This window comes from Lentzea waywayandensis (assembly GCF_900115955.1).
Lineage (GTDB): Bacteria > Actinomycetota > Actinomycetes > Mycobacteriales > Pseudonocardiaceae > Lentzea > Lentzea waywayandensis.
On record NZ_FOYL01000001.1, the window covers coordinates 1265667 to 1277703 of the forward strand.

A 12037-nucleotide genomic window follows, 5' to 3' on the forward strand; every position below is an offset into this window, starting at 1 on the left:
CAGGCATATGGGGCCTACGACATTTGTCCCCCACAGGGAAACACTCGCGGAGATCGTCGGTCCGGCGGCCGCTACGGGCGTCGGCGCGCGTCCGAACGGACACGTTCACGACCATCGCGGAACCCGGCATGAAGTTCGTTGTTGGCCTTGTCCTCGCGGAACTTCCACGTCACCGTGACGGTCGAGGTCGCGGCACCCTCGTCGTCCATCGTGAAGTCGAGCAAGACTTCGTTAACCGCGTTGGCGTACCACGGAGACACGGGATCCTTCTCGTTCTGGTGCTCCCTGACGGCATCAGCCGACTTGGCGCCACAACGCTTGGCGTGCGCGTGCGAGCCGCACTTCGAGCTCGGTTCAACGCCGGATACCGTCAGGGTCAGCTCGGTCTCGCCGTCCTCTTCGTTGACGGCGAGCGACATGGTGGCATCCACGCACGCGCTTCGTCTTGTAGGTGACAGCGAAATCTTTGACGTTTCCGAATGCCGTGCACGTTGAGGCACACATCCGGGGCAATCCGTACCCCGAACCCGATTCCTGGGAACCCATGCCACAACTGCAGCACGTGCGCCAACCACCGGGAGAGGTCGCGGTGGCCGCGGCACTCCTGACCACAGCAGGCGCGCTCATCGGCGCTTTCAAGCCGGGACCGCAAGCGTTTCCTTGGCGACAGAACCCACTTCCGCCAAGAACTGCTGCGCCAGGAGGAACTGGAACGCCGGCAGGAACAGGCGCGCTAGGAGGAACAAACGCGTCTTGCCGCCGAGCGGGCTCGGATCGAGCCGAGGTGGCCTTGCGTCCGAAGTGCGCGCGTTGCGGGCGGTAAGCGCGCTCACGTCGACGTTCGGCGCTCGCGGCCATGAGTTCCGCTACGGCATCGCCATCGCCATCAGAACCCCGATCCGCTCCGCCACGGACGGCGTTGTGATCGAGGCAGGGCCAGCCTCCGGCTTCGACTTGTGGGTTCGCGTCCGTCACGGCCCGTGCAGGCACCCAGGAGAAGGCGGGCGGCCGAATCGCCACCATGAACAACAGAGGCCAGTCGACGGGCCCGCACCTGCACTTCGAAGTGCAGGCTGGCGGCTCACAGAAGATCAACGCTTTCGTGGCTCGCCACGCACGGCGTGCATCTGTGATGCTGACCGGAGCTACTTCCGGTTTCACTACCTACCAACGGTTTCAGAAGAGGGTCCACCCGCGACACCGGCGAGTGGCAGGTGGCACACGTCTCGCTCCTCGCGTTGTCGTTGACACGCTGGCACCGGGCGCAGCAAGTGAGAATCCGCGTGCTGTGAGGCCGCCACAGGCTGTGCTCTCCGCTCAGGTGAAGTCGTCGTGCACCATCCGCCTGATCGCATCGTGGTGTGGCCCCGGTTGCTGGCCCAGCCGCCGTGGCCCGGTCTCGCCACACCGAGTGCTGAAGGTGAACATGCGGCTTCCGGCGGAGGACGACGACACGCCGAGAAAGCCTGGGGCCGAACACAGCTACCCGGCGAAAACGTGGCCCAGCTTGGTCATCTCCCACAGTTCATCCTCGGACCACGTGGTGACTGTGGTGAACCCGAGGCACGCGGAATCGTCATCCGACTCGGATCAGACGCGGACCCCCGACGCCGGAAACCTGGCAATCAGGCAAGCTTTTGGATGGAAAATAGGTCACGTCGTCCTCCGGGTCAGTCGGTGGCGAACTCGCACGCAGGGTGCCGCCACTCGCTTGCCGACAACGGCACCGAAGTGTTGAGGTGCTACTCCGCCGCCTTCGTCCACGACTACCCGGCAAACCAGGTAGTGCTCCTTACCCGGTTCCCGCGCACGAATCGCCACACGCAAGAAAGTGACCCAGGACGCGGGGATCCGCTCCAGCGCCCTGGGCCACTGACCACCCATCATCGTGGGCAATGACCAACATCTCTTACTTCCGCCGCGAACGCGTGGTCCCGCAACGCCGAATGCGCTCCCTGCCCATGGATCCAGCCCGATGGGGACGGAACTGCCACCAACTGAGACCCGGCAGCGAGTTGTGGCGCGCTCACGATGATCAGCTTGTCGGGCGAACGCCGATAGCCGTCCAGGTGGCTCAGCACCGCGTTGTCCAAGCTGTGCACCGCACTGGCCGACGGCTCGGCTCAGGTCGGAGAGCCGCGACAGCAGGAGCGGGTCTGCCACCGTGGTGCGGCACAGGAACCCATCTCGCGTCCTCAGAGAGCAAGACCGGCCACGCAGTCCGCCGCCACGGCGCTGAAGCATTGATCCACCTCGACCGGCTCTCCGTCCAGGATCGCGGTCACAGGGCGCTCAACTCGGCCGCGGAGCGCCCTGTGACCGCGATCCTGCAAGGTGATGGTCCCGGCGTGTGGTCGCGCTAAAGCACACGTCCGCGAACCCGCTCGTCATGTCCGGCAGTCGCAAACTCGTTCCAAGAAAGGGCCGCGTTTCCGGACGCGGTTTCACCCGGCATTGCTCAGCACGGTTTGGCCGTCCTTGCACGACGCCGCCTGCGCCGCCGCCTGCACTTCCTCTTGCAGCACCGCACGAAAGACTCCCGGCTTCATCACGTCTGCAAGCATGCCGAGGACCCTGCACCTCAACGACTCGACGTCCTCGTTGTAAGTGCGCACCGCGAACCTGGAATGGGCCAGTTCGTTCAGTGCCACCCGCGCCGCAGGCGAAGTGGTGGACTCTCTGCGCAACCTGGCGAGCTTGTCGCGATCGGCTCCTGTGCCCGCGAACGCATGGGCGAGCAGCAACAACGGAGGGAGGCTGCTCGCTCGGTCCGCCGCGAGTCCCATCAGCAGCCCATAGGCCGAGCCGAAATGCTGCAGGCTCGTCGTTTCGACGCCTGGTAGCACCGCGCCCACCATCGCCGCGTCCCTGGCATACCCGGCACCGTGCACCGCGACGTGATATGCGAGCGCATAGTCGCGCGTGACAACGAGAGGGTGAGGCGGCATGGCCGACAACACACGGTTCGTCGCGCGCACGGTCGATACGTTCAGCTCCGCGCGCCACTGCTCGCGCCGTCTCGTCGTGACCGGAACCGAGTCCAGGTAGAGCTGGGGCAGCAGGATCAGCGCCGTCATCGCACGGCGCTGGGCGTGCAGGCTGTGTGCCTGCCCCAGCCGCTCGAACCCCGACCACCACAGGCTCGACAAGACGGCGATCGGGAGACCACGCCCAAGCCCGACTCCGAGTGCGCCCAGCAACTTGAAGGGGAACAACCTCGTCGCGCCCTTCCGGCGATCAGCCAGGTCTCCCAGCGCCGATCGCCCGACTTGAGCCAAGGCTGGCGCCGTAGCGGCAAGACTCGTGGCGAACTCGCTGAGCGCAACGCACAACGTGTCTCCACAATGTTCAAGTCTGTCGTGAACTTCCATGACCACCTCGATCTCTTCTCACATAGGCGGCGATGGATCTGGAACACGTCGCAAGCCACTGTGAGAGGTCGATGGACAGACTAGGCACCTGAATCGAGACGGTCAGCGCCGGTCGCGGCGCGGTGCCCGGTTTCACTTCATCGTCGGCACTACCGTGCACCCGTCCTCAGTGGACGGACCTGGATGCTGTCCCGTCAAGACCACGTCGCGCGAGTCAGGCCGCCAGGCACAGGTCAGCTGACTCGAGGTCCGACCGCAGCAACCGCAACGCCGAGTGCAGACGGGACTTGACGGTCCCGACCGGGATGCCGAGTTCCGTGGACACCTCGTCCGCCGTACGGCCGTAAAGGTAGGTCTGCACAACGACGTCGCGCTGACCGAGCCTCAGCTTCGCCAGCGCATCGGCGAGCATGACCGAGTCGACGACGCGTGAGATCTCGCAGCGCTGCGCCGGGATGTTCGGCAGAGCCGTGTCGCCGGCTTCCTGCGGGCGACGGTTACGCAGCCGGACGCGGTCGATGAAGAGGTTGCGCGCGACGGTCACCAGCCATGCTCGCGCGGCTTCAGGTCGGACCGCCAGGCGCGGCGTGCGCCAGGCACGCAGGAACGTCTCCTGCAAGATGTCCTCTGCGAGCAGAGCATCGCCGATGGTCAGCGTCCGCACGTACATGTGCACCGCGCGGCCGTGCCTGTTGTACAGGTCGGCGAGTGCACCGTCATCGAGTGTCGTTTCAAGCGTCTCGGTAGTCATGCAGGAACTGTGCGCCGCGCCACACCTTGCGCGAATCAGTCGCCAGACCGAACCTGGCCAAGTAGTTGTGGAGCCCTTGGCCGGGACCGAAGTCCGACCTCGCCTATGTCATCTGTCGCACCGGTGCGGCGCGGCGAGCAACGCGTCCACAAGCCGGTCCGAGTAGCCGTCCTTGGCGAGGAACACATAGGCGCCGGCCATGATCGCGTTAGCAGCGCACGCGTTGTCCAGACTCATCGCCACCACGGGAATCCCGAGCTGCTCGGAGAAGATCCTCAGCAGCGACAGGCCTTCGCGTTCCGTGGGGAGCAGGACGTCGACGATTGCGACACCAGGCCCGGTCTCCGAGGCCAGGCGCACGGCTAGCTCTGAACCACTCGCCTCCCCGACCACCTTGAATCCCTGGTGTGCCAGCAGGAACGTTCGTATGGCGCCACGGACCCGCGGGTCGTCGTCGACGATCAGCACGCGGATCACTGGGCCTCCTACGAACAGGGCATCAGCACCTAGTAGACACTCGGTCACCCAGCGATGTGGAGTGGCAGATGACGGGTGCCGCCCGCGACATTTGTCGCAAGCCACCCGTACTCAGCTGTTCGAAGTCAGCACTCAGGTGCACGGTCCGAACAACCGCGACAGCGAGCGCTGGCAATCGGGCCGGCGCCCAGTCTGCACCAGATGTGCGAGGGCGACCGCCACGACGGCAAGACCGACAGCCGGAATCCAAAGATCCCAGCACAACGGCTGAACGACGCCGTCCGATGCATCCAAAGACCACTTCTCGTTTGGGTGTGTTGCGGGTAGGCGATATCAACGATCAACGATGTGGAGAAGTGGCGCCGGAGCCGTTGTGGCTGCCGGCACAGCTGCTGCTGCCCGATGCGCCTCAAAAGTGTGCCTGGTCGGCGCTACCGCCGTCGTGCGGAGTCAGTACCCCCGACCGGCATCGCAGGTTCACCGAGTGGGTCGAGGCAGACGTGTTTGCCCGGCTGCATCAGATGATGCTGGAGCCGCTCGGCTCAGCCGGCGCGATCGACTGCTCGCGTGCTCGGTGGACTACATGCAGGTCCTGGCGGTCAAAGGCGGGACCTGACCGGGCCCAGCCCGGTGGATCGGGGCAAGCCCGGCAGCAAGATCCACGCCACGAGCGACCGCAACGGCCTGCCGCTGACTGTGGGCGTCTCTGCGGCCAACCGCAACGACCACCTGGAGCTGGAGGCCGTCATCGACGGTGTGGTCCCGATCAGGGGCCCGCCCGCAGGCATCGTCGCCAGCCGCGCAAGCCGCCCGCGGACAAGGATTACGACTGGTGACGGTGTGGACGTCGTGGCGCGTGGCGGGCTTGTGGTTGGGCAGTCCCGCGGGGCGTCCTGGGCCGAGCCGGGGGGTTCGAGAAACGGGCCGGACAGGCGAGTTGCGGGTGTAGGTTCCAAAATCCCCGGCGGACTCTGGCTGGGCTCAGGCGTTGGGGCGGCCGAGGTTTCTCCGTGGGGCGGCGCAGGTCTGTGGTGAGGTCGCGGGCGAGTCGGAGCTGGGCACAGGCGGTGATCAGCAGCCAGGTCCGGCTGTCGGCCGCCGTCATGTTTTCGGCGACCAGCATTCGATACTGATCACTTGGTAGAAGTTGTCTGACCGCCTACGCGAAGCTTCCCAGGCTGCCGGACGAGCGACACAGAACAAATAGATCCATAATGGACGCCGCGTGAGTTCCATCAGGCGAGACGATGTTCGCACTAAACGAAGCGGAGGCCGGGATACCCCTGCCCCCGCAATCTGCATGTTTGTCTGTCTGTCAGGCGCGAACGTAGGACTTCACACCGGCAGGTAGGCCGAGCGCCGCGGTGTCGCGCACGTCATCAGTGACGACAGCCGACTTGCCCTTGCAGCCCGGTTCCGACCAGATCTTCACGGCACCGTCGGTGGTCAGCGACCGGAAGCCGCCACGCAGGTCCGCGCAGCTGGCTGTGACACCGCCGCCGGTGGCGAAGTTGTTGCCGCTGAAGTCGTCGAAGTCCTTGCCCGTGAAGAACGAGACGAAAGTGGCGGGCTTGCCGTTGCCGCTGGCCGGCGCGGGTGGTGTGGTCGTCTGGACGGGCGCCGCGGCACGCTTGCCCTCCGGGTTGACCACGAACCACTTGTTACCGACGTTCTGCCCCTTGATATCGCCGGCCTGCTGGTCCTTCGCGAACAGGTACAGGGGACGGCCGCCGAGCGTGACCTGCGTCCGGCCGTCGTTGCGCTTGATGAAGCCGATGTTCTCCCGCTTGATGCCGGAGAACATCACTTTGCCTCCGTTGCCGACCACGACCGGCGGCCACTGCTTCTCGCACTCGCCGTTGCAGTTCGACACCTTGGTACCGACTGGGTCGTCGCTGAACCAGTAGATGGTGCGGCCCACGCCGTTCACGACCGCGGGATCAAGTCCGCCGGCCTCGGCGGATCGCAGCTCGACCCACTTGGCCTTGACCTCCGGGGCGGCGGCGGCAGGCGCCTTGTCCCCGCTCGACTGGTCCGCTTTGCTGGACTTGTTGGTACCTCTGAAGAGATCAACGCCATCCACATTGGACTCTGCAACGGGGTCGGCCCCTCCCTTTGGCTGCTGCGTTTCCTGCGCAGCCGGGGCGGGCGTGCCGGACTGCGCATCCGTGCTGCCGCAGGCGCTCAGTACGACAACGCTGGCGGCGCCGAGGGCGACCAGGACTCCAAACCGCTTGCGATGCATGGTTCTCTCCGATCCAGGCTTGCGGACTCTGTTCCGTGTCTCGTACACAGCACGCAGCCACGCCGCATTCGGTTCAACGAACTTCCCACGAAACGCTGCCAGCACTGAGATCTCTACCGACCACACTGGACTGTTATCGTCTCCCGCCTTCGGGAGAACGTCTGACAGGGGGCGAATTCGGCATGCCCGGCCCGGCTCCGTCTGCACTTTCGGGCAAGAATCTGTGACCGTACGGCCCGAAGTAGCCGATCGCGCTTTCGTTCTCCATCCCCCTAGCTCAGGCTGTGGCCGTGACCGGTCGCCCGCCGCGATTAGGTCGCCGGCTGCGTGGTGCACACCGACCACGGATCGCGATTTCGATCCAGAAAGTTCGTCCGCACGCTCGCGCGCCACGGCTTGTTCGGCTCGATGGGCCGGGTCAGCGCGGCGGGCGACAACGCCGCGATGGAAAGCTTCTTTGCGTTGCCGCAGAACAATGTTCTCAAGCGGCGCACCTGGTCCACCCGTGACGAACTCCGGATCGCGATCGTCACCTGGATCGAACGCACCTACCACCACCGCAGACGCCAAACAGCCCTTGGCCGGTTGCCCCCCATCGAACACGGAGTCTCAATGATCGTGTCAAGCCGCTTGGGCCGTGGGTTGTGGTGAGCGATGGAACTCTCGGCCATTGCGCAGAAGCGCCCAGATGACATCGATCAGTCGGCGCGCCAACGCGATGAGCGCTTGGGTGTGAACCTTGCCCTCGTCTCGTTTACGCAGATGAAAGCGGCGAGATGGTCCGTCCTGGACCTTGATCGAGGACAGGGCGGCCAGATAGAAGACGCGGCGCAGGCCGCGGTGATAGAGCGCTTGGGCCGGGTGCAGGTTGCCCCGCACCCGGCCGGAGTCACGCGGCACCGGGACGAGTCCGCCGTAGGCGGCCAACCGCCCGGAGTTGCCGAACGCCGCGCGCAGGTCACCGCCAGTGCCAGCCAGCAGCTGCCCGCCCAGGATCGGACCGAACCCGTCAACGCTCGTGATCGGACCGGCGTGCGGGTGCTCCCCAAAACGCTCAGCGATGCGCTTGTCGACATCCTTGATCTCAAGATCGAGCTCAAGCAGCTGACGTGCGAGCCGGACAATCAGCGGCACGGCGGCGGCTTCCGCAGGCAGGGCAACGGTTTGCTCATCAGCAGCGGCGATGGCCTTGTCCACCGTGGACGCAATGCTCCTGGGCCAGGCACCGCCGGCACGCAACTGCTCGGTCAGGCCAGCCGCGCCCGCCTCCCGGATACCGTCCGGGGTGCAGTAGCCGGTGAGCAGGATCAGCGCCGAACGAGTGGAGTAGTCGAAAGCACGTTCCAGATCAGGGAAGATCGAGCCAACCAGCTCACGCAGCCGGTTGACCCGCGCACCCAGTCCTCCATCAGCTCCTCCAGCCGCGCGGTCAGGATCCGCAGCTCGGCCACGATGTCGTCCGGACCGGCCACCGCGGTCAGGTCACCACGCAGGCGGGCGGTCTCGGCAATCGTGCGGGCATCCTTGGCGTCGGTCTTGCCCTCACCGGGAAACGTACCGGCCATCCGGTTGACCAACCGGCCCGGCACATACAGCACAGGCCGGCCCGGTCCACAACCGACCGACCACCACTAACGGCAAGGTCCGGCCATGCACGGGCTGCGGCAAGCGGCACCACGGCGACGATCCCCGCATCGGCGGTGCCGTCGACGCTGGGACCTACGACTACACGGGCTCGGTTCTTTGGCAGGCACACGCAGGCAAGCTGTGGCACCGATTCGCCATCGCCCTGCGCCGCAAGCTCGCTGGCGCGGCCGACCTGAAGGTCTCCGAGTTCAAGAACCGCGCCTGGCTCTCCTACGCCAAAGTCGCCGAATACCAGAGGCGCGGCCTGGTCCACTTCCACGTCATCGTGTGCGTCGACGGACCAGACGGGCCACATGACCCCAACCCCGGTCTGGGCCACGGCCAAACTCCTCTCCGACTGCGTCAAGGCCGCTGCCCGGTCCGTGGAGATCGACACCACGCGCCCGGACGGCTCCGCTCTGCGCCTCGCGTGGGGCGAACAAGTGGACACAAAGAGCATCCGCCCAGCGAACGCCTCCCAGGTGGAAGACGAGTCCGGCGAGATCAGCGAGGCCCGACTGGCGAGCTACGTCGTCAAGTACGCACCAAAGGCACCGGTGCGAAAGCCACGGCGGACCGGCCGATCCGCTCACAGCTGGACATCGACGTCCTGCACATCGCCGACCACCACCGGCGGATGGTGCAGACCGCATGGGACCACAGCGGCCTGGCCGACTTCGAGGAACTGAACCTGCGCAAGTGGGCACACATGCTCGGGTTCAGCGGCCACTTGCACAAAATCCAAGCACTACTCGACCACCTTCCGTTCCGTCCGCGAAGAGCGCAGGACGTTCCGGACGCTCGAAATGTTCAAGCGCCTCGAACTCGATCCCGCGGCGGTGGTCTTCGTCAACAACTGGCAGTACGCCGGGTCCGGCTACGACAACGACGCGGAACGCGAACTCGCGGCCTACATCGCCGAACGCGTCCGCGCACAACGTCTGCGCAAGTACGTACAGGAGGGGGACAACGCCATGTCCGAGCGAGTCACGGACGCTCACTCGCAAGCTTGACGGCACCAGGGCGACAGCATGGACCGCCAAATCTCGCCGCGCGGTGATCAGCTTGTTCTCGCGTTCGGTCACAAGGTAGGAGGCGAGTTCGCAACCAATCCCATGTCGGGGCTCCGAGCGAATCAGGGGGACACGGCGAACCAGGTCGACCCGCGGTCGGTGGTCAATCCGAAGCAGGGGCGGCAACTGCTCGCGGCCGTCACCTACGCCGGACGGCAGCCCGGCTGGTACGACTATCCGAGACTTCGAGATCAGGCCTGTTCGCGGGGCGTGAGGTCCTTCCGCAGGATCGCGTCGATCACCTGCCGGTGGTTGCGCCACCGCCCGCCCTTACTGCCCGCTCTACGCGGGCAGTAAGGGCGCGATCGCTGTCCGGGCCTTGTTCGTCAGCTCACCACGTCCGACCACACACCGTCATCTGCACACGATCATGAAAAAGATCCGCAGGACACGCCCTGGACCAGGCAGTCTGCCCTGCTAGGCGACCTTCTGGGTGTTCCGCGATCAAGCAAGGCGAGCTAGGCTCCATACCATGACGAGGCTTGCGCCGGAGCATACAGGTGGGCTAGCGCAGATACCTGCGGGCGGGGTAGCGCAGAAGTTGGTGGACCGCGCGACTGAGCCGGATATTCTATGCGGCCAATTGCGCGATCTTGTGCAGCGACGCGGCGGGGTCGTGCTCGTGGCAGGCGAGGCGAGGTCAGGGACGTCGGGCCTGCTACGTGCGATGGTCGACCGCCTCGACAGCAACATCAAACTTGTCTGGGCAGCAGGGGATGTGCTTGGCCAGGCTTTCCCATTGCTGCCGTTGGCTGACGCGGTCGGCAGCACTGAGCACTCCGGGATCTCTGCTCTCCTGCGAGACAACGCCGCGAACAGCGCAACTGTTGCAGACGCTGTGCTCGCGGCATCCCGGCAGTTGCCTGCCTGGGTGGATGATCTCTGTTCTGTCTCGCCGCTCGTCCTTATCCTCGACGATCCACATTGGGCGGACAGCGCCTCCGTCCATTTGTGGCATCGGTTGACACGAAAAACAAGGCAGCTACCGCTCCTGCTGGCCGGAGCCATGCGCCCTGGCCATGACCAGCAAGACCTGGCCGCGCTGCGCCGACGGATGATCGACATCCGTGCTGTGGGGCGTGCAGCGCTGATTGACTTGGAGCCATTGACCTCCAATGCGGTCACTGAACTGATCACCATACTTGTTGGCGGCAAGCCGGCCAGGCGGCTCTCCGAGCTAGCAGTTGGAACACGTGGAAATCGGTTCTACATCACCGAACTGATGAGCGCGCTCGCCCACGCAGGCGCACTAATTGGGACGAATGTTTCTCATGTTCTAGCCAAGCTCAGTCTCCGAAGTCGAGTCGACATCGCCCGAGTGGTCAGCAATCACTCGTGATGAGCCGTTCGATTTCTCATCCCAGCGGGCAGGTCGATGCAATTTCGCGGAAACGGAGCGTAGGTGGAGGCGGTCCGATACGTACTGCGCAAGGCAATCGGATGGTTCATGATGATCCTTATCGCGATCAACGCAACCTACTTCTTCGCTACGCTGTTTCTGGATCCGAGGTCGAACTATCGTGATCTGCGGCCGACCCGCAGCGACGAGGAGATCGGCGACGCACTTGCTCTCTACGGGCTTGATCCCCGTATGCCTGCAGTAGACCGTTGGTGGAGTTGGCTCAGCGATGTCATCCTGCGGTTCGACTGGGGTCACTCGCCTACAGGCGTGCCGGTGGGCTCCGAGATACCGCACAGGGCACTTCTCAGCGGTCAGTTGATCTTGGCTGGCGTGGTGCTATCAGTCATTCTAGGCGTGGCGCTTGGGGTTTACACGGCTAGTAGGCAATACGGCATAGCTGACAGGGTTCTCCAGACACTTTCAGTTCTGCTCTACAACATGCCTGTCGTAGTGAGCGCACTGGGCCTCATACTACTCGCGGTGTGGTTTAATCAGAAACTTGGGCAGACCGTTCTGTCGGTAGCCGGAGCAGGTACACCTGGCGGCGTAGCCGGCGGCTTCTGGCCAGTGTTGCTCGACCGGGCCAATCACCTCGTCTTGCCCACCATCAACCTGACATTGCTTGGCAGCGCCGGATGGCACCTCACACAACGATCGCTATTGCTTGACAATATCAACGCCGACTACGTGCGGACCGCGCGCGCGACTGGTCTCACTCGCACGCAAGCGATTCGACGGCACGCGTTGCGCTCGTCAACGATCCCGACGGCCACGTCAATTGCATTCACGATTCCAGCAGTGTTCACCGGTGCAGTTATAACTGAGAGCGTCTTTGGATGGGAGGGAATGGGGCGATACTTCATCCAAACGATCATTAGAAATGACGTTCATGGAGTCGTCGCCGTAGCGGCGTTCGGCGCCGCGGCCACTGCCGCAGGAGCGATCTTCGCCGATATTGCTACCGCCATACTCGACCCGAGGGTCCGGGTGAACTGATGGCTGAGACTCGCGTGAGCAAGTACATCGAGCCGCCACACCTGCGGCTCAGCCGGAACCGCTTGTACCGACGCCGGTTCGCTCGTAACCGAGGCG

Annotated in this window: 7 protein-coding genes and 4 pseudogenes; 5 read left to right on the forward strand and 6 right to left on the reverse strand. The window is 64.7% G+C overall.

The annotated features are described in order from the left end of the window. Positions 1-71: 71 nt before the first annotated feature. The 5 genes from BM417_RS04910 to BM417_RS04940 form a co-directional block, all read right to left on the reverse strand. Positions 72-419 carry a hypothetical protein gene (locus BM417_RS04910; RefSeq protein ID WP_093588475.1) on the reverse strand — a complete coding sequence of 116 codons (348 nt, stop codon included), beginning with the start codon at positions 417-419 and terminating at the stop codon, positions 72-74. 2025 nt (positions 420-2444) lie between these two features. Then, entirely contained in the window at positions 2445-3149 is a 705-nt protein-coding gene (locus tag BM417_RS04920; protein ID WP_143138509.1) for a hypothetical protein, read from the reverse strand. Positions 3150-3585: 436 nt separating this feature from the next. Next, positions 3586-4122, reverse strand: a complete 537-nt coding sequence (locus BM417_RS04925; RefSeq protein WP_093588477.1) for a sigma-70 family RNA polymerase sigma factor — start codon at positions 4120-4122, stop codon at positions 3586-3588. A 108-nt stretch (positions 4123-4230) separates the two neighbouring features. Beyond that, a complete protein-coding gene (locus BM417_RS04930; RefSeq protein WP_177320283.1) occupies positions 4231-4599 on the reverse strand; it encodes a response regulator in 369 nt (122 codons plus the stop codon). A 1315-nt stretch (positions 4600-5914) separates the two neighbouring features. Continuing rightward, complete coding sequence (locus BM417_RS04940; RefSeq protein WP_245821699.1) at positions 5915-6682, reverse strand: COG4315 family predicted lipoprotein; 768 nt, start codon at positions 6680-6682, stop codon at positions 5915-5917. A 489-nt stretch (positions 6683-7171) separates the two neighbouring features. Here BM417_RS04940 and BM417_RS04945 point away from each other — a divergent pair. Further along, positions 7172-7495: pseudogene (locus tag BM417_RS04945) on the forward strand (integrase core domain-containing protein); the annotation flags it as partial. On the opposite strand, the pseudogene BM417_RS49035 reads toward BM417_RS04945, so the two are convergent. Next, positions 7466-8442, reverse strand: a pseudogene (locus BM417_RS49035) (IS110 family RNA-guided transposase); the annotation flags it as partial. The pseudogenes BM417_RS04945 and BM417_RS49035 overlap by 30 nt on opposite strands. A 59-nt stretch (positions 8443-8501) precedes the next feature. Between BM417_RS49035 and BM417_RS50075 the strand changes: the two are divergent. From BM417_RS50075 to BM417_RS04970, 4 genes and pseudogenes are all read left to right on the forward strand, one after another. Then, positions 8502-8705: pseudogene (locus BM417_RS50075) on the forward strand (replication initiator); the annotation flags it as partial. A 79-nt stretch (positions 8706-8784) separates the two neighbouring features. After that, positions 8785-9483, forward strand: a pseudogene (locus tag BM417_RS50080) (replication initiator). 532 nt (positions 9484-10015) lie between these two features. Continuing rightward, entirely contained in the window at positions 10016-10882 is an 867-nt protein-coding gene (locus BM417_RS04965) for an AAA family ATPase (RefSeq protein ID WP_093588483.1), read from the forward strand. A 63-nt stretch (positions 10883-10945) separates the two neighbouring features. Then, positions 10946-11941 carry an ABC transporter permease gene (locus tag BM417_RS04970; protein WP_245821700.1) on the forward strand — a complete coding sequence of 332 codons (996 nt, stop codon included), beginning with the start codon at positions 10946-10948 and terminating at the stop codon, positions 11939-11941. The last annotated feature ends 96 nt before the right edge of the window (positions 11942-12037 follow it).